This window comes from Nocardioides oleivorans, assembly GCF_004137255.1.
GTDB classification, from domain to species: domain Bacteria; phylum Actinomycetota; class Actinomycetes; order Propionibacteriales; family Nocardioidaceae; genus Nocardioides; species Nocardioides oleivorans.
Window position 1 is genome coordinate 367,767 of sequence record NZ_SDWT01000001.1, and the last position, 21,262, is coordinate 389,028.

Annotated in this window: 19 protein-coding genes and 1 riboswitch; of the genes, 9 read left to right on the plus strand and 10 right to left on the minus strand. The window is 72.3% G+C overall.

The features are described from left to right. The first annotated feature begins 24 nt into the window (after positions 1–24). Entirely contained in the window at positions 25–1,254 is a 1,230-nt protein-coding gene (locus EUA93_RS01745; RefSeq protein ID WP_129398199.1) for a lipase family protein, read from the plus strand. Here the strand turns inward: EUA93_RS01745 and EUA93_RS01750 are convergent. Continuing rightward, positions 1,251–3,329 carry a glycogen debranching N-terminal domain-containing protein gene (locus tag EUA93_RS01750; RefSeq protein ID WP_165355023.1) on the minus strand — a complete coding sequence of 693 codons (2,079 nt, stop codon included), beginning with the start codon at positions 3,327–3,329 and terminating at the stop codon, positions 1,251–1,253. The two genes, EUA93_RS01745 and EUA93_RS01750, sit on opposite strands and share 4 nt — an antisense overlap. 72 nt (positions 3,330–3,401) lie before the next feature. Between EUA93_RS01750 and EUA93_RS01755 the strand changes: the two genes are divergently transcribed. From EUA93_RS01755 to EUA93_RS01780, 6 genes are all read left to right on the plus strand, one after another. After that, positions 3,402–4,460: a LacI family DNA-binding transcriptional regulator gene (locus EUA93_RS01755; RefSeq protein WP_165355024.1), complete on the plus strand. Its 1,059-nt coding sequence runs from the start codon at positions 3,402–3,404 to the stop codon at positions 4,458–4,460. 58 nt (positions 4,461–4,518) lie between these two features. Next, on the plus strand, positions 4,519–5,772 hold the full coding sequence (locus EUA93_RS01760) for a sugar ABC transporter substrate-binding protein (protein ID WP_129398205.1): 1,254 nt from the start codon (positions 4,519–4,521) through the stop codon (positions 5,770–5,772). After that, positions 5,769–6,782, plus strand: a complete 1,014-nt coding sequence (locus EUA93_RS01765; RefSeq protein WP_207208584.1) for a carbohydrate ABC transporter permease — start codon at positions 5,769–5,771, stop codon at positions 6,780–6,782. Before EUA93_RS01760 ends, EUA93_RS01765 begins: the two co-directional genes overlap by 4 nt. Further along, the gene (locus EUA93_RS01770; protein ID WP_129398207.1) at positions 6,779–7,606 is read left to right on the plus strand and encodes a carbohydrate ABC transporter permease; all 828 of its coding nucleotides are present in this window, start codon (positions 6,779–6,781) and stop codon (positions 7,604–7,606) included. The genes EUA93_RS01765 and EUA93_RS01770 overlap by 4 nt, the downstream gene beginning before the upstream one ends. A gap of 87 nt (positions 7,607–7,693) precedes the next feature. Continuing rightward, entirely contained in the window at positions 7,694–8,212 is a 519-nt protein-coding gene (locus tag EUA93_RS01775) for a sigma-70 family RNA polymerase sigma factor (RefSeq protein ID WP_129398209.1), read from the plus strand. Beyond that, the gene (locus tag EUA93_RS01780; protein WP_129398210.1) at positions 8,209–9,399 is read left to right on the plus strand and encodes a hypothetical protein; all 1,191 of its coding nucleotides are present in this window, start codon (positions 8,209–8,211) and stop codon (positions 9,397–9,399) included. Before EUA93_RS01775 ends, EUA93_RS01780 begins: the two co-directional genes overlap by 4 nt. A gap of 52 nt (positions 9,400–9,451) precedes the next feature. Here EUA93_RS01780 and EUA93_RS21460 read toward each other — a convergent pair whose 3' ends face one another. From EUA93_RS21460 to EUA93_RS01790, 3 genes are all read right to left on the minus strand, one after another. Further along, entirely contained in the window at positions 9,452–9,613 is a 162-nt protein-coding gene (locus EUA93_RS21460; RefSeq protein ID WP_165355025.1) for a hypothetical protein, read from the minus strand. Between the two features lie 151 nt (positions 9,614–9,764). Then, the gene (locus EUA93_RS01785) at positions 9,765–10,994 is read right to left on the minus strand and encodes an MFS transporter (RefSeq protein WP_242497202.1); all 1,230 of its coding nucleotides are present in this window, start codon (positions 10,992–10,994) and stop codon (positions 9,765–9,767) included. 86 nt (positions 10,995–11,080) lie between these two features. After that, positions 11,081–13,288 carry an NADP-dependent isocitrate dehydrogenase gene (locus EUA93_RS01790; RefSeq protein ID WP_129398212.1) on the minus strand — a complete coding sequence of 736 codons (2,208 nt, stop codon included), beginning with the start codon at positions 13,286–13,288 and terminating at the stop codon, positions 11,081–11,083. A 169-nt stretch (positions 13,289–13,457) separates the two neighbouring features. Between EUA93_RS01790 and EUA93_RS01795 the strand changes: the two genes are divergently transcribed. Further along, on the plus strand, positions 13,458–14,570 hold the full coding sequence (locus tag EUA93_RS01795) for an MIP family channel protein (RefSeq protein ID WP_129398214.1): 1,113 nt from the start codon (positions 13,458–13,460) through the stop codon (positions 14,568–14,570). A gap of 6 nt (positions 14,571–14,576) precedes the next feature. Here EUA93_RS01795 and EUA93_RS01800 read toward each other — a convergent pair whose 3' ends face one another. Next, positions 14,577–15,242, minus strand: coding sequence for a hypothetical protein (locus EUA93_RS01800; protein ID WP_129398216.1), 666 nt, complete (start codon positions 15,240–15,242; stop codon positions 14,577–14,579). A gap of 78 nt (positions 15,243–15,320) precedes the next feature. Here EUA93_RS01800 and EUA93_RS01805 point away from each other — a divergent pair, with 78 nt between their 5' ends. Further along, on the plus strand, positions 15,321–16,307 hold the full coding sequence (locus EUA93_RS01805; RefSeq protein ID WP_129398218.1) for a malate dehydrogenase: 987 nt from the start codon (positions 15,321–15,323) through the stop codon (positions 16,305–16,307). A gap of 82 nt (positions 16,308–16,389) precedes the next feature. Here the strand turns inward: EUA93_RS01805 and EUA93_RS01810 are convergent, their stop codons facing one another. The 5 genes from EUA93_RS01810 to EUA93_RS01830 form a co-directional block, all read right to left on the minus strand. Next, positions 16,390–16,740, minus strand: coding sequence for a DUF3017 domain-containing protein (locus EUA93_RS01810; protein WP_129398220.1), 351 nt, complete (start codon positions 16,738–16,740; stop codon positions 16,390–16,392). Then, positions 16,740–17,588, minus strand: a complete 849-nt coding sequence (locus EUA93_RS01815) for a bifunctional methylenetetrahydrofolate dehydrogenase/methenyltetrahydrofolate cyclohydrolase (protein ID WP_129398222.1) — start codon at positions 17,586–17,588, stop codon at positions 16,740–16,742. The genes EUA93_RS01810 and EUA93_RS01815 overlap by 1 nt, the downstream gene beginning before the upstream one ends. A gap of 116 nt (positions 17,589–17,704) precedes the next feature. Further along, positions 17,705–19,282 (minus strand): bifunctional phosphoribosylaminoimidazolecarboxamide formyltransferase/IMP cyclohydrolase, encoded by a 1,578-nt coding sequence (gene purH / locus EUA93_RS01820; protein WP_129398224.1) that lies wholly within the window; start codon positions 19,280–19,282, stop codon positions 17,705–17,707. Between the two features lie 37 nt (positions 19,283–19,319). Next, positions 19,320–19,397: riboswitch (ZMP/ZTP riboswitch) on the minus strand. A gap of 16 nt (positions 19,398–19,413) precedes the next feature. Then, a complete protein-coding gene (gene purN, locus EUA93_RS01825) occupies positions 19,414–20,016 on the minus strand; it encodes a phosphoribosylglycinamide formyltransferase (RefSeq protein ID WP_129398225.1) in 603 nt (200 codons plus the stop codon). Between the two features lie 19 nt (positions 20,017–20,035). Continuing rightward, positions 20,036–21,262: a YibE/F family protein gene (locus EUA93_RS01830; protein ID WP_165355026.1), complete on the minus strand. Its 1,227-nt coding sequence runs from the start codon at positions 21,260–21,262 to the stop codon at positions 20,036–20,038.

Genomic DNA, 21,262 nt, shown 5'->3' on the forward strand with positions numbered 1-21,262 from the left:
GTCCGGCCCGAGGGAGGGAACACCATGCTGCGCCGTGCGACCGCGTCACTCGTCACCCTGCTCACCGCCACGCTCGCAGCCGGAGCGCTCGGCACGTCGCCCGCAGCGGCGGTCGTGCCGGAGCCGCCCCGGCCCGCGTTCTACGAGGCTCCGGCCACCCTGCCGATCACCAACGGCGCGGTCATCCGCAGCGAGAAGATGAGCTTCCTGCTCGACCCGCTCGACGCCACCAGCCTGGTGCGCGACGCGAACCGCGTCCTCTACCGGACGACCAACCGCACCGGGAAGGCGATCGCGGTCTCGGGCACCGTGCTGGTGCCGAGGAGCCCGTGGGTCGGCGTCGGGTCCCGGCCGGTGATCGGCTACGCGCCCGGCACCCAGGGCATGGCCGACCGCTGTGCCCCGTCGCGCCAGTTCTCCGAGGGCATCGAGTACGAAGGCATCGGCATCGAGGGCCTCCTGCTGCGCGGGTACGCCGTCGCCATGCCCGACTACGAGGGCCTCGGCACCGCCGGGGTGCACACCTACATGGACCGCGTCTCGCAGGGCCGGGCCACGCTCGACGTGGTCCGCGCCGCCCAGCGCCTCTCCGGCACCGGCCTCACCACGAACAGCCCGGTCGGCATCATGGGCTACTCGCAAGGTGGTGGCGCCGCGGCGGCTGCGGCCGAGCTGGCGTCGTCGTACGCCCCCGACCTCAAGGTCAGGGGCGCGGTCGTCGGCGCCGTCCCGGCCGACCTGCAGAAGGTGGCGAGCTCCCTCGACGGTGGGCTCTACTCCGCCTTCGCCTACTTCGCGCTGCGCGGCCTGGCCGCGAGCTACGACCTCGACCTCTCGCCCTACCTCAACGCCCAGGGCCGCGCGACCAGCGACCAGGTCGAGCAGGACTGCGTCTTCGACCTGCTCAACCACTCCTTCGTGAGGTCGTCGACGCTGAGCGCCGACGGCCGGCCGATGTCGGCGCTGATGACGCAGGAGCCGTTCCGGTCCATCGTCGAGCAGCAGCGGATCGGCACCATCAAGCCGGCCTTCCCGGTGCTGGTGACCCACTCCACCCTCGACGACGTGATCCCGTTCTCCGTCGGCAAGCAGATGGCGAGGTCGTGGTGCGGCAGGGGCGCCAACGTCTACTTCTCGCCCAACGTCGCGCCGCTCCACGTCGGCGGCATCGTGCCGCAGACGGCCGAGGCGCTGCCCTGGTTCGAGGCGCGCTTCGCCGGCATCGGGCAGCTCAGCAACTGCTGGCTGCTCTAGTCGTCCACCTCGACCCGCAGCGGGCTCCCCGGCGGCAGGGTGACCGACACCCTGCCGTCGACCCCGACGGCGACGTCGAAGGCGTGCCCGCCGAGGCGTAGCCCCCGCAGCGTCCACGCACCGAGCCGTCCCGTCGTGCGCACGGGGTGGCGCAGGACCAGGGCTCCGGGATCCGGCCGGATCCCGCCCAGCGCGACCAGGCAGGCGATCGGACCGGCGGCCGACCAGGCCTGCGGCCGGCACGCGGCGGGGTACGCCGACGGGCTGTCCGCGTCGGAGCCGGAGTCGCCGCCGTAGAGCTCGGGCAGCCGGTCGTCGAAGGCCTCGGCCGCCCGGACCAGACCCGCCGCGAGCCCCGCGGCCTCGTCGTACCGGCCGACCGAGGCCAGGCCACGTACGGCGATCGCCGTGTCGTGCGGCCAGACCGAGCCGCCGTGGTAGCTGAGCCGCGAGAACCGGGGCGAGGCCGCCGAGAGGGTGCGGAGCCCGAAGCCCGAGTCGAGCCGCTCGTCGCCGAGCAGCGCGGCGACGCGCTCGGCCGCGCCCGCGTCGAGGAGGCCGGTGTCGAGCAGGTGGCCGAGGTTCGAAGCGACCGAGTCGACCCGCTCGCCGCGCCGGTCGAGCGCGATCGCGACGTGGCCGCCCTCGGCGTCGTCGACCCAGAAGTCCCGTGCGAAACGTGCCCTGAGGTCGGCCGCCCACCCCGCCAGTCCGGGGACCGGGTCGGCGTCGAGCTCGGCGAGGAGCGCGCCGCCCCGGACCGCCGCGTCATAGGCATAGGCCTGGACCTCGCTCAGCGAGATCGGCGGCTCGGCGAGCCGGCCGTCGGCGAACTGGATGCCGTCGTGGCTGTCCTTCCAGCCCTGGTTGGCCAGGCCCTCCCCGGTGTGGTCGATGTAGGTGAGCCAGCCCGACGACACGGACTGCGCCACCACCCACTCCAGGCAGCGGCGTGCCGCCGGCAGGAGCGCGCGGACCTGCTCGCGGTCCGCGCCCCACGCATGGGCGTCGGCGAGGGCGCAGACGAAGAGCGGGGTGGCGTCGACCGTGCCGTAGTAGAGCGGCGGCAGCCGCTGCTGTCCGAGGTCGAGCACCTGCTTGCGGACCTCGTGGAGGATCTTGCCGGGCTGCTCCTCGGTCGCCGGGTCGTCGGTGCTGCCCTGGCGACGCGCGAGGGTGCGCAGGGTCGACAGCGCGAGGTCGGGGTCGAGCGGCGCGAGCATCCGCGCCGCCCAGAGCGAGTCGCGCCCGAAGAGGGTGAGGAACCACGGGCTGCCCGCGGCGAGGAACCGGTCGTCGCCGTCGCGCAGGAGCAGGCCGTCGAGGTCGGCGAGGCCCTGCCGCACCAACCGCGTGAGCCGTACGTCGCCCGCGTCGACGTCCGCTGCCCACCCGGCGGGGCGGCCGCCGCCGAACAGCGAGGACACCGAGGTCGTGGCCGCCAGGGCCACGGTGGCGGGACTCCCCCGGCCGACGCTGAGGTGCCACGTGAGCCGGCCGTCCTCGTGCGAGACCTCGGGGGTCGTGCCGTCGGCCACGACGCGCACGACCCCCTCGTCGGAGGCCCACTCGAGCCCGCCGGGGACGGGCGAGGCCTGAACCCGAGGCCCCGCCCGCCCCTGCTTGATCTCCGGCATCGCGGCCAGGTCGCTGGCCAGGTCGATGCGGAGCACGACGTCGACGGGCTCGGCGCCGGCCGACTCGACGGTCAGCTCCTCGCGCAGGCCGTCGGCGTCGAGACGCCTGGTGCGGTCGATGCGCACGGTCGGGTCGGCGGTCGAGAGGTCACCGATCGAGCGTGCGACGTAGGAGAAGGAGTGGCGGGCCGCGCCCCGGTGGTCGGCCCGCACCACGTCGAGGTCCGATCCCGCGACCGACAGCTCCCAGCGGTCGAGCAACCGGGTGTCGGCGACGTACCACCCGCTCACGCCGCCCGCGCGCAGCTGCCCGTCGAGCGAGGTCAGGAGCACCCCGGGCGCGGCGACGCACGACGCGAGGTCGTGCAGGAGCGGCTGGAGCGCGGGCGCAGCCAGGGGGGTTGTCGTGGGCTCGGCGTCGTGTGTAACCTCCGTCACAGATCGGATTTTATCGCTAAACATCACCGACTTGGCAAGCCCGCACCCAGGAGCGGGGAGACAGGAGGAGCCGTGACCGACGCCCGTCCGCACAGCCGCGGCCCCGTCCCCCACGGCCACGTCACGCTCGCCGACGTCGCCCGGCACGCGGGCGTCTCGGCACAGTCGGTGTCCAACGCGCTCAACAACCCGGCGCGGGTCGCGCCCCAGACCCGCGAGCGGATCCTGGCGGTCGTCGAGGAGCTCGGCTACCGCCCCAACCGGTCGGCCCGCGCGCTGCGCAACCAGCGCTCGCGCCTCATCGGGGTCCGTGTCGAGGCCTCGCGCGACGACCGTGCGGCACTGCTGCTCGACCAGTTCCTGCACGCGCTCGCCGAGTCCGCCTCGGCCAACGGGTGCCACCTGATCCTGTGCCAGGCCGACGACGAGGCCGAGGAGATCGCGGCATACCGCGAGCTGCTGGGCACCACGTCGGTCGACGCCTTCGTGCTGACCGGCGCCCACGCCGGAGACGCCCGCGTGGCCGCCCTGCGCGACCTCCGCGTGCCGTTCGCGACCTTCGGCCGCTCGTGGGACGGCGACACCGACCTCGCGTGGACCGACGTCGACGGCCGGCACGGGCTCTACGTCGCCACGTCGCACGTCGCGGCCCAGGGCCACCGGCGCATCGCCCACGTCGGCTGGCCGCGCAGCTCCGAGACCGGCCGGGACCGCCTCGCCGGCTGGGAGGAGGCGTGCAAGGACCTCAGCCTCGACACCGACCTCCACGCCGAGGTGGCCGACGACTTCGACCAGGGCCGGACCGCTGCCCACCGGCTGCTCGACCTGTCCGAGCCGGCCACCGCGATCACCTGCGCCTCCGACACGCTCGCCCTCGGCGTGCTGCGAGCACTGTCCGAGCGGGGGCTGCGCGCCGGCTCCGACGTCGCCGTCACCGGGTTCGACAACTCCCCCGCCGCCGCACTCAGCACGCCGGGGCTCACCAGCCTGCGGCAACCGCTCGAGCAGGTCGCCCACGACCTCGTCACGGCCGTCGAGGCGCTGGTCAACGGCGCGACCGAGCCCCACCAGTCGCTGCTCCAGCCGGAGCTGGTCGTCCGCGGGTCGAGCCTGCGCGGCCAGACCGACTGAGCACCCGCACCGCCACCACCACACCACCCATCCCCCACCCCCTCCACGAGGAGAGACCATGAAGCACCTCCACCGCACCGGACCTGCTGCCGCCCTGGCGGTCGCCGCGTCGCTCGCCCTCGCCGCCTGCGGTGGCGGCAGCGGCTTCGACGACTCGAGCGACCCCTCCACCGACGGTGGTGGCGGCGGCGAGGCGATCCAGATCCTCATCGGGTCGTCGGGCGACGCCGAGACCCAGGCGGTCGAGGAGGCGGTGGCCGCGTGGTCGGAGGAGAGCGGCACGGAGGCCACGGTCCAGGCCGCGACCGACCTCGCGCAGGAGCTGAGCCAGGGCTTCACGTCCAACAACCCGCCGGACGTCTTTTACGTCTCCACCGACGCCCTCGCCGGCTATGCCGCCAACGGCTCGCTGCTGGCGTACGGCGACCAGCTGGCCAACGCCGACGACTTCTACCCGACCCTCGTCGACGCCTTCACCATCGACGACCAGTTCTACTGCGCGCCGAAGGACTTCTCCACGCTCGGCCTGGTCATCAACACCCGGCTCTGGAAGGACGCGGGCCTCACCGACGCCGACGTGCCGACCACGTGGGACGAGCTGGCCGACGTCGCCGAGACCCTGACCCAGGGCAAGGTCGTCGGCCTCACCTTCGGTCCGGAGTACCAGCGCGTCGGCTCCTTCTTCCCCCAGGCGGGCGGGTCGATGGTCAGCGAGGACGGCTCCGAGGCGACCGTCGACAGCCCCGAGAACCTCGAGGCGCTCGACTTCGTGCAGCAGATGATGGACGACGGCGTCGCCTCCTACTCCTCCACGCTCGGCGCGGGCTGGGGCGGCGAGGCCTTCGGCAAGGAGCTGGCCGCGATGACGATCGAGGGCAACTGGATCGCCGGCGCGATGCAGAACGACTTCCCCGACGTCGACTACACGGTGGCCGAGCTGCCCGAGGGACCGGCCGGCCCGGGCACCCTCGCCTTCACCAACTGCTGGGGCATCGCCGCCCAGAGCGGCAACCAGGACGACGCGGTCTCCCTGGTCGAGTACCTCACCCAGGCCGACCAGCAGCTGACGTTCGCCGACGCGTTCGGCGTGATCCCGTCCGTGCAGAGCGCCGCGGAGTCCTACGCCGCCGACCGGCCCGAGTTCCAGCCGTTCGTCGCGGGCGCCGAGTACGCCCAGAACCCGCCGGCCCAGGAGGGCGCGGCCGACGTCATCGCCGACTTCAACGCCCAGCTCGAGGGCCTGGAGGGCGGAGACCCGCAGGCGATCCTCGAGTCGGTCCAGCAGTCGATGCAGGCCGTCGTCGGACAGTGACGACCGCGTCGATCCGCCGGGGGCAGAACCGGGACGGGTGGTTGTTCGTCGCCCCCGCGATGCTGCTCCTGGCGGTGTTCCTCGCCTTCCCGGTCCTGATGGCGCTGTGGGTCAGCGTCTCGGACTGGAGGGGTGTGGGCAGCCCGTTCTCCGGTGACGTCGGGTTCGTAGGCACGGACAACTACGCCAACATCCTCACGGGCGGCAGCCTGCAGCAGCGCGACTTCGGCACGGCGATGCGCAACAACGTCTACTACGTGCTGCTCGTCGTGCCGATCCAGACCGCCGTCGCCCTCGGACTCGCCGTGCTCGTCCACACCAAGGCACTGAAGGGACGCGGCTTCTTCCGCACGGCGTTCTACTTCCCCTCGGTCACGAGCGCGGTCGCCATCACGGTGCTGTGGCTGTTCCTCTTCAACAGCACCGGGGCCGTCAACGCGATGCTCGGCTGGGTCGGGATCGACGGGCCGAACTGGTTCGGCGACGCGCGCGGCATCATCCACACCGCCCTCGGTGCCGTCGGGGTCGACGCACCGGCCGCGCTGACCGACCACCGCGCGCTCGGCATCACCTGGTGGGAGTGGCTCGCAGGCCCCTCCTTCGCCATGTCGGCGTTCATCCTGCTCGCGGTCTTCACGACGTCGGGCACCTTCATGCTGCTGTTCATCGCGGCGCTCAACAACGTCGGCGACGAGGTCGAGGAGGCCGGCATGGTCGACGGCGCCAACGCCTGGCAGCGCTTCTGGCACCTCACGCTGCCGATGCTCCGACCGACGCTGTTCACGGTGCTGACCCTGGGCCTGATCGGCACGTGGCAGGTCTTCGACCAGATCTACACGGGCACGCAGGGCGGGCCCGCCAAGACCACGCTGACCCCGGCCTACCTGTCGTTCCAGACCTCGTTCAACTCCCAGCGCTGGGGCGAAGGGGCCGCCATCGCCTTCATCCTCTTCGCGATCATCGTCGTCCTCACGCTGCTCCAGCGGTGGGCGCTCAGGGAGAAGTCATGACGGCCCGGCGTCCCGGCCTGTGGCTGTACGCCGTCCTGGTCGCGATGGCCGTCGTCTACATCTTCCCGTTCCTGATCGACGTCGCCACGTCCTTCAAGACCGAGCCGGAGGCCGCGGCCAACCCGATCTCGCTGGTGCCGCAGACCTTCACGACGGCGGCCTACGAGCAGCTCTTCGGCGGGGACGCGTTCCCCACCTGGTTCAAGAACTCGGTCGTCGTCACCCTGTTCGTCACGGCGGGGCGGGTCTTCTTCGACTCCCTCGCCGGCTACGCGCTCGCCCGGATCCACTTCCGCGGCCGCGCGCTGATGTTCGCGATCCTGGTGGCGATCATGGCGGTGCCCAACGTGGTGCTGCTGATCCCGAAGTTCCTGGTCATCAACCAGCTCGGCATCTACAACTCCTATGCCGGCCTGATCGTGCCGCTGCTCGTCGACGCCGCGGGGATCTTCATCATGAAGAACTTCTTCGAGTCGATCCCCGTGTCGGTGGAGGAACAGGCCCGCATCGACGGTGCCGGGACCTTCCGGTTGTTCTGGTCGGTCGTGCTGCCGATGGCCCGGCCGGCGCTGGTGACGATCGTGATCCTGTCCTTCCAGGGCTCGTGGAACGAGCTGAGCCACTTCATCGTCGCGGCCAACGACCCCGAGCTGACCAACCTCACCAAGGGCGTGGCGTCGCTGGCGTCCAACCAGCTCGGGCAGGGCACCAAGTACCCGCTCAAGCTGGCGGCCGCCGCGGTGATGACGATCCCGGTGGCGATCGTCTTCCTGGTCTTCCAGAAGCGGATCATGAACACCAGCTCCGGCGCCGTGAAGGGCTGATCGCGAGCGGATGCAACCACCCCGCCCTCCCGCGGGTCGTCATGCACGAGGGGCTGAGAGGTCCGACGACGAGTGGGAGGGTGGGCCATGGCCCGGGCGAGCGCAGTGGACCGCGTGCAGGAGGTGTACGCCACCTCCTACCGCCGCCTCGTGGGCCAGCTCACCGGCGTGACGGGCGATCCCGTCGAGGCCGAGGACGCGGTCATGGAGGCCTTCGCCCGCGCGGTGAACTCCTCACGCTCCTTCCTCGCCGCCGACAACCCGGAGGCGTGGCTGCGCACCGTCGCGGTCAACGTCACCCGGACCCGCTGGCGCCGCAGCCGCTTCTTCCGCGACGTGAGCCACCGACTCGTCGCCCAGCAGTCGTACGCCGACCTCCCGGACGACCGCATCGCGCTGCTGGCCGCGCTCCGCCAGCTGCCCGCCGCCCAGCGCGAGGCGATCGCCCTGCACCACCTCGCCGACCTCTCGGTCCACGAGGTCGCCGACGCCGTCGGAGCGCCGGTCGGCACGGTCAAGGCGCGCCTGGCCCGCGGTCGTACGGCCCTCGCCGCGTTGCTGGCCGAGCCCGACACCGCGACGCCGACCGAGAGGAGCCCTCGATGAACCTCCCCACCCACGTCTCGCGCGAGGTGGCCGAGCGCGTGCCGCAGCCCGGCTTCGACGCCGTGGTCGACCGCGCGCAGCACGCCCGCCGCCGACGCCGTACGACGATCGCGTCGGGGCTCGCGGTCGCCGTCGTCGTCGCCGGGGTGGGGTTCGCGGTGGGCCGGCCCGGTGGGGGCGACGACCAGCGCCCCGAGCCGGCCCGTCCGGGGCCGTCGACCCCGTGGGACGGCACCCCCGAGGTCGACTCGCGCCTCCCGGCCACGGTGCAGTCCTTCCTGCGCGGGGCGCGGCTGCAGCCGTGGTCCTTCGCGGGATCGGACACCGGTGCCGCGGTCGTCTGGGGCTCCTGCGCCGGGGACGGGCCGTGCACCTACGCCCTCACCGTCCGCGACGGCGACGAGGTGGCCGGACGGCTGCTCGAAGCGAGCGCGCCGACCCTGACGGCGGTCCCGGGCGGCTGGATCTACGAGGACGTCGACGAGGTCAGCCTGCTCACCCCGTCGGGCACCTTCGAGCCGGTCGTCGACACCGGCTCCGGCAGCACCGACGTCGAGCCGGGGGACACGGCCGTCCGGACGCGCGCCGGCTGGCGCATCCTGCGCGGGACGAAGCTGATCGGGCTGCCGGGTGCCGGGACGTGGCAGCCCAGCAGTGCCTACGTCACGCCCGGCGGCCGGCTCGTCCTCGCGCCCGGGGTCGCCGGGCCGCGGCGGGTCGTGGTCAGCGACGGCGACCTCCAGTGGGAGATGACCCACGTCGCCGACCCCGGGGCGGACAGCACCGGCACCGGCCTCCTGGCCGGCAACGGCGACCACCTGGCCTACGTCCTGCTCGGGGACGACCCGGACGGGTCGGTCACGGGGCTCCACGTCGCCCTGTCCAGCGACGCGGGCGACACCTGGACGACGTCCGAGGGCATGGAGCGCTCGGTCTACCAGGACGTGTCCGGCCTCGCGATGTCGCGGCAGGGGACGGCGTACCTCGTCACGGGCTCGCACGGCCTGGTCCGGATCGACGCGGACGGGAACGAGGTGGGCACCCCGATGTCGCCGCACGACATGGGTGTCCTCACGTCGGGTGACGAGGTCTGCGTGGTCGCGGGGGCCGGTGCCGTCGACGAGCTCCGGTGCTCCTCCGACGACGGGACGACCTGGGCCCCGCGGCCCCTGCCGGGATTTGGCTGAGCGTGTCGAGCCGGGCAGGGGCCCACGGGGCCCGCGAAGTCGATCGGTCGGGTCAGACGACCCAGCCCACGTTGTCGGCGACCAGGTCGGCCGCAGGGTAGACCCCACGCAGCTCGGCCCGGCGCTGCAGCAGGCTCACCACGTCGCCCACGTTGCGGTCGGCGAGGAAGCGGCGGCGCTCCATCTCGGCTGCGACCTTCTGCTCATCCACCATGACTCCCCCTCAGGAAGATCTCGGGCGGTGGGTCCGCCCTTTCATGATTGGATCGTTACAAGCTCGCGCTACACAACAGTTCCGCCCGTGTTAACTCCGTGCAACATGAACGGAAAGGACGTGCACGGTTCCGCGCGGAAGGCGGGACCGTTCAGGCGGCGGCGCTCTGGCGCACGTGCAGGCGGGCGGAGACCAGGAGGATCGCGACGCCGCCGAGGGAGAGCGCGAGGCCGACCAGCGCCGGCGCCCGCAGGCCCCAGCCGGCGGCGATGACCAGGCCGCCGAGCCAGGCGCCGAGGGCGTTGGCGACGTTGAGCGAGGCGTGGTTCATCGCTGCGCCGAGGGTCTGCGCGTCACCGGCGACGTCCATCAGCCGCAGCTGGAGGTTGACCACCAGCACCGAGCCGAGGGTCGTGATCAGGAAGACCACCGGCAGCGCGGCCCAGCCGTGCGGGGCGGCGAGCCAGAAGAGCAGCATCGAGGCGGCCATGCCGGAGCCCCCGATGATCAGCGAACGGAAGATCGACCAGTCGGCCATGATCCCGGCCAGCCAGGTGCCGGCCACCATGCCGAGGCCGAACGACAGGAGGTAGACCGGGACGGACCGCTCCCCCAGCCCGGCCACGTCGGTGACGACGGGCGCGATGTAGGAGTAGACGGCGAACATGCCGCCGAAGCCGACCGCGCCGGCGAGCAGGGTCAGCCAGACCTGGGGCAGCTTGAAGGCGGAGAGCTCGCGGCGTCCGCTGGCCTCCGCGTCACCGGCGACCGACGGGACGAACCACGTCACCAGCGCGAGCGTGATGATCGCCAGGACCGAGACCGCCCAGAAGGCCGCGCGCCAACCGAGCTCCTGGCCGAGCACCGTCGCAGCGGGTACGCCGATCACGTTGGCGACCGACAGCCCGAGCATGATCTGGGAGACCGCGCGCCCCTTGCGCGAGGGCCGCGCCATGCTGGCGGCGACGAGCGAGGCGACGCCGAAGTAGGCACCGTGCGGCAGGCCGGCGACGAACCGGGCGATGACGAGCTGCTCGTAGCTGGCGGCCAGCGCGCTCACTCCGTTGCCCACCGCGAAGGCGGCCATCAACGCGACCAGCAGCGCGCGGCGCGGGAGCCGGGCACCGAGGAAGGCCAGCAGCGGGGCACCGACCACGACGCCGACGGCGTACGCCGAGATGACGTGGCCACCCGTCGGGATCGAGACGCCGACGCCCGCGGAGATCTGCGGGAGCAGGCCCATGGTGACGAACTCGGTCGTGCCGATCGCGAAGCCGCCCATGGCGAGCGCGAGGACCGCGAGGCCGAAGTGGCGCGCGGACACCGTCGCGACGTCGAGGTCGTCTGTGGCGTTCGTGGTGGCGGCAGTCGTCATGGTCATCACAGCATGCAAGACAGGGCCCCCGGGGAGGTATTCCCCGAGGGCCCTGCCTGTGACGCGCGACTCAGCGCCGGGTCAGCACCGGATCAGAGGGTCGCGAGCGCCGCGTTGAACGTGGCGGACGGGCGCATCACCGCGTCGGCCTTGGTGGCGTCGGGGCGGAAGTAGCCACCGATGTCGGCCGGCTTGCCCTGGACGGCGAGCAGCTCGTCGACGATCGCCTGCTCGTCGGCGCGCAGCGAGCCCGCCAGTGCCGAGAAGGCGGCCGCCAGGTCGGCGTCGTCGGTCTGCTTCGCGAGCTCCTCGGCCCAGTAGAGCGCGAGGTAGAAGTGCGAGCCGCGGTTGTCGATCGTGCCGAGCTTGCGACCCGGCGAGCGGTCCTCGTTGAGGAAGGTCTCGGTCGCCCGGTCGAGGGTCTCGCCGAGGATCTTCGCGCGCTGGTTGTCGGCGTAGCCGGCGAGGTGCTCGAGCGAGGCGGCCAGGGCGAAGAACTCGCCGAGGCTGTCCCAGCGCAGGTAGTCCTCCTTGACCAGCTGCTGCACGTGCTTGGGCGCCGAGCCGCCGGCACCGGTCTCGAACAGGCCGCCACCGTTCATCAGCGGGACGATCGAGAGCATCTTGGCACTGGTGCCGAGCTCGAGGATCGGGAAGAGGTCGGTGTTGTAGTCGCGGAGCACGTTGCCCGTGACCGAGATGGTGTCCTCGCCCTTGCGGATCCGCTCGAGGGAGTACGTCGTCGCCTCCGCCGGCGCCATGATCGAGAGCTCGAGGCCGTCGGTGTCCTGCTCGGCGAGGTAGGTGTCGACCAGCCGGATCAGGTTGGCGTCGTGGGCGCGCGTCTCGTCGAGCCAGAAGACCGCGGGGGTGGCGCTGGCGCGGGCCCGGGTGACGGCGAGCTTGACCCAGTCGCGGATCGAGGCGTCCTTGGTCTGGCAGGCGCGCCAGATGTCGCCGGCCTCGACGTCGTGGGAGAGCAGCACGTCACCGGCGGCGTTGCGGACCTCGACGGTGCCGGCGGCCGGGATCTCGAAGGTCTTGTCGTGCGAGCCGTACTCCTCGGCCGCCTTGGCCATCAGGCCGACGTTGGGCACCGAGCCCATCGTGGACGGGTCGAGCGCGCCGTGGGTGCGGCAGTCGTCGATCGTGGCCTGGTAGATGCCGGCGTAGGACGAGTCGGGGATGACCGCGAGGGTGTCCTGCTGCTCGCCCGCGGCGTTCCACATCTGGCCCGACGTGCGGATCATCGCCGGCATCGAGGCGTCGATGATGACGTCGGAGGGGACGTGGAGGTTGGTGATGCCGCGGTCGGAGTCGACCATCGCCAGGGCCGGGCCCTCGGCGAGGCCCTTCTCGAAGGCGGCCTTGATCTCGGCCCCACCCTCGACGGCGTCGAGGCCGGAGAGGATGGCGCCCAGCCCGTCGTTGGCGGAGAGACCGGCGGCCGCGATCTGCTCGCCGTACTGGGCGAAGACGTCGGCGAAGTAGGCGCGCACGACGTGGCCGAAGATGATCGGGTCCGAGACCTTCATCATCGTGGCCTTGAGGTGCGCGGAGAACAACACGCCGTCGGCCTTGGCCCGGGCGACCTGCGCCTCGAGGAACTCGTCAAGCCTGGCCGCGCTCATGAAGGTGGCGTCGACGACCTCGCCGTCGAGGACCTTCAGGCCCTCCTTCAGCACGGTCTCCTCGCCGCCCGCGACGTGGACGATGGACAGGGTGTCGTCGCCGTCGATGACGACGGACTTCTCGTTGCTGCGGAAGTCGTCGTTGCCCATCGTGGCGACGTTGGTCCGCGAGTCGCTGCTCCAGGCACCCATCGAGTGCGGGTGCGACTTCGCGTAGTTCTTCACCGACGCCGGCGCGCGGCGGTCGGAGTTGCCCTCGCGCAGCACGGGGTTGACCGCCGAGCCCTTGACCCTGTCGTAGCGGGCGCGGGTCTCGCGCTCCTCGTCGGTCTGCGGGTTCTCGGGGTAGGCCGGCAGGTCGTAGCCCTGCGACTGCAGCTCGGCGATCGTCGCCTTGAGCTGCGGGATCGAGGCGGAGATGTTGGGGAGCTTGATGATGTTGGCCTCGGGCTTGGTGGCCAGCTCGCCGAGCTCAGCGAGGGCGTCGTCGAGGCGCTGGTCCTCGGTGAGGCGGTCGGGGAACTGCGAGATCACGCGGCCGGCGAGGGAGATGTCGCGGGTCTCGACGTCCACACCCGCGGTCTTCGCGTAGGCGGCGATGATCGGGAGGAACGAGTACGTCGCCAGCAGGGGCGCCTCGTCGGTGTGGGTGTAGATGATCTTGGCCATGGGTACGACAGCTCCTGTAGATCGCGATCTGATCCGGCATAACTCTTGACGTCAAGATACCTGACGCCGGGTCGCGTGGCGACTCGCCTACCCTCGCACCCCGTCAACCACGCCGCTAGAGTCGCGTGTGGCCGCCGGGGGGCGGCCACATGACTTCTGGAGGACGGCCATGAGCGACATCGTCGAGGACACCCCGACCACGGGGCAGAAATTCACCGCTGAGCTGCTGGGCACCTTCGTGCTCGTCTTCTTCGGCTGCGGCGCCGCGATCTACAGCGGCGGCAACATCGTCTCGACCGGCCTGACCTTCGGGCTCACGGTCGTGGTGATGGCCTACGCCGTCGGCCGGATCTCCGGCGGCCACTTCAACCCGGCCGTGACCCTCGGCGCCGTGCTCGGCGGCCGGCTGCCGTGGAACAAGGTCGGCATCTACTTCGCCGCCCAGCTCGTGGGCGGCCTGCTCGCCGGGGCCGTGCTCTTCGGCCTCGGCCACGGCTTCGACGGCTTCACCGCCGAGGGCAACATGGGCCAGAACTTCTTCGGCGACCAGAACCCCGTCGCCCCCTACGCCTGGTGGGCGGCGCTGCTGCTGGAGATCCTGCTGACCGCGGTCTTCTTGTGGGTGATCCTGGCCGTGACCGACGAGCGCAACCAGATCAACGCCGTGATGGGTCCGCTCGCCATCGGCCTCACGCTGGCGATGATCCACTTCGTCGCGATTCCGCTGACCGGCACGTCGGTCAACCCCGCCCGCTCGATCGGCGTCGGCGTCTTCGCCGGCACCGACGCCATCGTCCAGCTGTGGCTCTTCGTGGTCGCCCCGTTCGTCGGTGCCGCGATCGCCGGGCTGACCTACCCGATCCTCTTCGGCCACGGTGCCGAGCCGGTCGCCGGGTCCGGGCTCAACTTCGGCGGCGGCCGGAAGGGCGACCAGTTCGTCCCCGGCAACTACGAGGCCCAGTGGAACCAGGGCCAGCAGGGTGGCTGGGGCCAGCCCGGCGCCGCGTGGGGCGCTCCCCCGCAGCAGCAGTGGGGCCAGCAGCCCACGCCGCAGCAGCAGCCGTCCCAGCCGCAGCCCGACCCGTACTCCACCCCGCAGGCGCCCCCCGCGCAGTGGGGCCAGCCCGCCCCGCAGCAGCAGCCCCCGGCCCAGCAGCCCGGTCAGTGGGGTGCGCCGCAGCAGCAGCCCCCGGCCCAGCCCGGCCAGCCGAGCGCCCCGGGCCACTGGGGCAACCCGGACGGTGACGACGACGGCCGCACCCAGGTGCGCCGCCCGGACTGACCGCCCTCAGTCCGTCAGCCTGGCGGTCCAGCCACCGGCCAGGCTCTCGACACCGACGAGGCCGACACCCTTCTCGTACACGTTGCGAGCCTCGGTGTCGGCCTCGTCGTCTGCCTCGTAGGTGCGCAGCTGCACCAGGTCCGCCGACTGGTCCTCGATCGTCGCCCGTCCCTCGGTCGCGCCGGGGACGGCGAAGCTCACCCACCCGTCCCCGAGCCGCGGGTCGGCGGGCATCGCGAGGCCCGCCTCGGCCCCGTCCACGCCGGCCCGCCACGACGCCGTACCTGTCTCGAGTCCGAGGAGCCACACGTTGCCGGCGCGGTCCTGGGCGTAGTAGCCGGTGACGGTCACGGTGTCGTCGTCGATGGTGGTCGAGGTGGTGAGCACGGTCGCGACCAGGCCGGCGATCTCGGTCGTCGCGTCACCGACCTCCGTGTCCATGCTGCCGATGGCCTGTTCGTCGGAGGTCAGCGTGAAGTGGTGCGCCGTGCCCGGCTCGAGCGGGAACCACGGGTTGTCGACCGTGTCCACGAAGTCCGCGGGGTCGGCGCTCGGCGTCGGGATCACGAGACCGTTGATGCCGGGTGAGTCGTACGGCGCCGGCTGGCCGACGCCCGCGCACCCCGAGAGAGTCGCGGCGAGGGCCAGGGTGACCGCCGCAGCTCGGAACATGGGCGCCAGCATGCCAGCAGCGCCCCGCTGCTAGCGTCAGCGGGACCAGAGACCATCATCACGAGGAGACAACCCACCGTGACCTCCGCACCCCTCAAGGTGGCCGTGACCGGCGCCGCCGGTCAGATCGGCTACAGCCTGCTGTTCCGCCTCGCGAGCGGCGCGCTCGCGGCGGACCGCCCGATCGAGCTGCGACTGCTCGAGATCGAGCCCGCCCTCAAGGCGCTCGAGGGCGTCGTCATGGAGCTCGACGACTGCGCGTTCCCGAACCTCGCCGGCGTCGAGATCGGCTCGGACGCCGAGAAGATCTTCGACGGCGTCAACCTGGCCCTGCTCGTCGGCGCGCGCCCGCGCGGCCCGGGCATGGAGCGGGGCGACCTGCTCTCGGCCAACGGCGCGATCTTCACCGCGCAGGGCAAGGCTCTCAACGCGGTCGCCGCGGACGACGTGCGGATCGGTGTCACCGGCAACCCGGCCAACACCAACGCCCTCATCGCGATGACCAACGCGCCCGACATCCCGCGCGAGCGCTTCTCCGCGCTGACCCGCCTCGACCACAACCGCGCGATCTCGCAGCTCGCGGCGAAGACCGGCGCGGCCGTCACCGACATCACGCACATGACGATCTGGGGCAACCACTCCGCCACCCAGTACCCCGACCTCTTCCACGCGCAGGTCAAGGGCCAGAACGCCGCCGAGCTGGTCGACGACCAGGCATGGCTCGAGGACACCTTCATCCCGACCGTCGCCAAGCGCGGCGCCGCGATCATCGACGCCCGCGGGTCGTCCTCGGCCGCCTCGGCCGCGTCGGCCACGATCGACGCCGCCCGCGACTGGCTGTTCGGCTCGCCGGCCGACGACTGGGTCTCGATGGCCGTCGCCTCCCAGGGCGAGTACGGCGTCCCCGAGGGTCTGATCTCCTCGTTCCCGGTGACCACCTCCGGTGGCGACTGGTCGATCGTCGAGGGCCTCGAGATCGACGACTTCTCCCGCGCGAGGATCGACGCCTCCACCGCCGAGCTCGCCGACGAGCGCGCCGCGGTCACGGAGCTCGGCCTGATCTGAGCAACGACGCACCCGAGCGGTGCGTGAGACGTGGTCCGGTGCCCGGGCACCTGTCTCACGCACCGCTCGTGCGTTGTCGGGGCTAGAAGCCGCCGGGCTGGTCCGGGATCGAGCCCGCGAGGACGATCAGCGCTCCGCCGAGCACGATCAGCACGACGGCGTCGAGCACCTTGTGGCGTACGGCGAGCATGCCGGCGTCGCGGGTGCGCAGCACCAGCCGCACCAGTGCGGCGAAGATCAGCGACCCGCCCATCAGGCGGATGCCCAGGCGCCACTCGTCGAAGGACACCAGCACCAGCCCGGCCGCGACGACGGCCAGGACGAGCAGGTAGAAGGCTCCCCCGATCGTCGAGGGGTAGCGCCGCCCGTCGTCCTCGGGTGCCGGCTCGACGGGATCGCCCTCGAGGTGCTCGACGTGGTCGGGCTCGGCCATCACGCGCCGACGGACCTCTCGGCGATCTCGACGATGTTGGAGAGCAGCATCGCGCGGGTCATCGGGCCGACGCCCTTCGGGTTGGGCGAGACCCAGCCCGCCACGTCCCACACGTCGGGCGCGACGTCGCCGGTGACCTTGCCGTCGACGCGCGAGACGCCGACGTCGAGGACCGCGGCGCCGGGCTTGACCATGTCGGCGGTGATGATCCCCGGCACGCCGGCGGCCGCGACGACGATGTCGGCGTTGCGGACGTGGGCGCCGAGGTCGACCGTGCCGGTGTGGCAGAGCGTGACGGTGGCGTTCTCCGAGCGGCGCGTGAGCAGCAGCCCGAGCGGGCGGCCGACGGTGATCCCGCGGCCGACGACCACGACCTCCGCGCCGGCGATCTCCACGCCGTGGCGGCGCAGCAGCTCGATCGAGCCGACCGGCGTGCACGGTAGCGGGCCGGCCTCGCCGAGCACGAGCTTGCCGAGGTTGGTCGGGTGCAGGCCGTCGACGTCCTTGTCGGGGTCGACGCGCGAGAGCAGGGCGAACTCGTCGAGCCCGGTCGGCTGCTGCACGATGAAGCCGGTGCAGGCCTCGTCGGCGTTGAGCTCGTCGATGACGGCCTCCACCTCGGCCTGGGTGGCCGTCGCCGGCAGGTCGCGCCGGATCGAGGTGATGCCGATCTCCGCGCAGTCCTTGTGCTTGGCCCCGACGTACCAGTGCGAGCCGGGGTCGTCGCCGACCAGGACGGTGCCGAGCCCGGGCACGACGCCCTGCTCCTTGAGGGCGGCGACTCGCTGGGCGAGCTCCGCCTTGATGGTCCGCAGGGTCGCTGCGCCGTCGAGGGTCTGTGCGGTCACGGACGGCAGTCTAGGCACGGTGGCCTCGCTTTCGACAGGGTCGAGTTTCGTCATGCGCAGCCGGGTGCGGACTACGCAACGGACGTCGGGGGACGCGGGGAGTCGCCGCGCTCGTCCTAGTGGAAGAAGTGCCGGGTGCCGGTGAGGTACATCGTCACGCCGGCCGCCTCGCAGGCCGCCACGACCTCGGCGTCACGGACCGAGCCGCCGGGCTGGACGATGGCCTTCACGCCGGCGTCGATGAGGATCTGCGGACCGTCGGCGAACGGGAAGAACGCATCCGACGCGGCGACCGTCCCACTGACCCGCTCCCCGGCGCGGGAGACGGCGAGCCGGCAGGAGTCGACCCGGTTGACCTGGCCCATGCCGATGCCGACGGAGGCGCCGTCCCGGGCCAGCAGGATGGCGTTGGACTTCGCCGACCGGCACGCCTTCCAGGCGAAGGCGAGGTCGGCCAGCACGTCGTCGGGAGCGGCCGAGCCGGTGGCGAGGGTCCAGGTGGCCGGGTCGTCGCCGGCGGCGTCGACGTGGTCGGCGACCTGCATCAGCAGCCCACCGCTGATCGGGCGCATCTCGACGCCGCTGGCGACCGGGTCGGGCGCGAGGAGGATGCGGATGTTCTTGCCCCCGCGCGGGAGCGAGCGGAGCACCTCGAGCGCCCCGTCGTCGTAGGCCGGTGCGACGAGGACCTCGGTGAAGGTCTCGCGCAGGGCCTCGGCCATCGCGACCGAGACCGGGCGGTTGACCGCGATCACGCCACCGAAGGCCGAGGTCGGGTCGCAGGCGTTGGCCCGGACGTAGGCCTCCGCGACGTCGGCGCCCACGGCGATGCCGCACGGGTTGGCGTGCTTGATGATCGCGACGGCCGGCTCGTCGAAGTCGTGGGCCGCCCGCCGGGCCGCGTCGGTGTCGACGTAGTTGTTGTAGGACATCTCCTTGCCGTGCAGCTGCTCGGCGTCGGCGAGTCCGCCCTGGCCGTTGCGGTAGAGCGCCGCCGGCTGGTGGGGGTTCTCGCCGTAGCGGAGCACGGCCGACTTGTCCCAGGTGCCGCCGACCCAGGCCGGGAAGCCCGTGCCGGCGCTGGTGTCGGTGAGGACGTTGCCCATCCAGGAGGCGACGTGGACGTCGTAGGTCGCGGTGTGCACGAAGGCCTCCGCCGCCAGCCGCTGGCGCTCGGCCAGCGTGAACCCTCCGGCGGCCACGGCGGCCAGCACGGCGTCGTACGCCGACGGCGAGGTCACGATCGCGACGCTCGGGTGGTTCTTGGCTGCGGCGCGCACCATCGACGGCCCGCCGATGTCGATCTGCTCCACGCACTCGTCCGGGCTCGCGCCCGAGGCGACGGTCTGGGTGAAGGGGTAGAGGTTGCTCACGACGAGGTCGAACGGCTCGACGCCGAGCTCCTCGAGCTGCGCGACGTGGGAGTCGAGGCGGCGGTCGGCGAGGATGCCGGCGTGCACGCGCGGGTGCAGGGTCTTGACCCGGCCGTCGAGGCACTCGGGGAAGCCGGTGAGGTCCTCGACCCTGGTCACGGGCAGGCCGAGCGACTCGATGAGCGCGGCCGAGCCACCGGTGGAGACGAGCTCGACGCCGGCGTCGTGCAGGCCGCGGACCAGGTCGTCGAGACCTGCCTTGTCGTAGACGGAGACGAGCGCGCGCTTGATGGCGACCTGGTCGGAAGAGGTGGGGGACACGGGGACTCCTCGGGACGAGTGGGGTTCGCTTGCGAGTCGAGGGCACCCAGGCGTTCGATCCCCTCGCGCGTCACTCCCTGGTGGTTGCCCACCTGCGCCAGTCGTGTGGTCCGCACACTACCGAGCGACGGCTACCCGATGCGAACCCGGCGCCCGTCGACGGCGACGCCCTCGCGGGCGATCCGCCCGACGGCCTCGACGAGCATCTGCCGCTCGGCGGTCTTGATCCGCTCGTGCAGCGACTCGACGTCGTCGTCCTCCTCCACGGGCACCGGCACCTGGGCCACGATCGGGCCGGTGTCGACGCCCGCGTCGACCACGAAGAGGGTCGCGCCGGTGACCTTCACCCCGTGCTCGAGCGCGTCGCGCGGCCCGTGCATCCCGGGGAAGGCCGGGCACAGGGCCGGGTGGGTGTTGAGGGTGAGGAAGCGGTCGAGGAAGTCCTGCGAGAGCAGCTTCATGAACCCGGCCGAGACCACGACGTCGGGCTCGAACCGCTCGACCACCGTCGCCAGGGCGCTGTCCCAGCCCTCGCGGGTCTCGAAGTCCGACACCTGGCGGACGAAGGTCGGGACGCCGGCCCGCTCGGCGCGCGCGAGGCCCTCGATGCCCTCCCGGTCGGCACCGACGGCCACGACCCGCGCGCCGTACGCCGGGTCGGCGCAGGCGTCGAGCAGGGCCTGGAGGTTGGTGCCGGAACCCGACACGAGGACGACGAGACGGGCTTCGGGCACGGAGGGAGTCTAGGCGGCGTCAGGCGCGGTGCGAGCCGCCGCCGGCCGTCGTCCGGCCGGTCTCCCGGCCCGCCGCCCGGTCCGTGACCAGGCGCGCGGCGATCAGCGCCGCGATGCCGGTGGTCACCGGGACGGCGGCGAGGATGCCGAGGCCGCCGACGAGGCCCCGGACGACCTCCTGGGCGACGACCTCCTGGCTGATCGCGATCCCGAAGGGCAGCGACAGCGCCGAGAAGACCAGCATCAGCGGCAGCGTCGCACCGACGTAGGCCAGGACGAGCGTGTTGACCGTGGACGCGGCGTGCGAGCGCCCGATCCGCATCGCCCGGCCGAAGAGCGTCCGCACGCTGGCGTCGGGGTCGACGTCGGCGAGCTCCCACACCGCCCAGGTCTGCGTCACGGTGACGTCGTCGAGCACGCCGAGGGCGCCGATCACCAGGCCCGCGAGCAGGAGGCCGTGGAGGTCGACCTGCCCGGCGACCCCGGAGATGTACTGGCTGCCCTCGTCGACGAGGCCGGTGAAGTGCCCGACGGTGGTGAAGACCCAGCCGAGCACGCCGATCACCACGAGGGACACCAGCGTCCCGAGCATCGCGACCGTCGAGCGGACGTTGAAGCCGTGGGAGAGGTAGAGCGTGACCAGCATGATCGCCGAGGCGGTCACGACGGCGACGGCCAGCGGCGAGGAGCCCTCCATGATCGCGGGCAGCGTGAACACCACGATCAGCACGAGGGAGTACGCCAGGCTCGCCAGGGCACCGATCCCCCGCCAGCGCGACAGGACCAGGACGCCGACCGCGAAGAGGATCGTCAGCGTCAGCAGCGGCGGCCCCCGGTCGAAGTCCTGGAAGGCGTACTGCTCGCCGACCGGTGCGCCAGCGGTGTAGGACACGATGATGCGGTCGCCCACGTCGACCTGCGGCGCCTTCTCGCCGTAGGGCAGGACCGCCACGGAGGCGTCACCCTCCCCAGGCCCGCTGAGCACGTCGATCGTGGCGGCCTGGCAGCCCTCGACCTCCTTGCCGCCAACCAGCTGGCACGGGACGAGCTCGGTCACCGTCGCCGTCCCGCGCTGCACGTCGACCCCCGGCGCGGTCAGCTCGAGGTCACCGTCGGGCCAGAGCAGCACGAGGCCGACGAGGGTCGCGAGCACGAGCGGGCCGACGAGCGCTGCCATCAGCACCCGCAGGTTCCGGGGCGCGGGGCCGAGCGAGGGGTGCTCGACGTGGCTGTGTCCAGCCCCCAC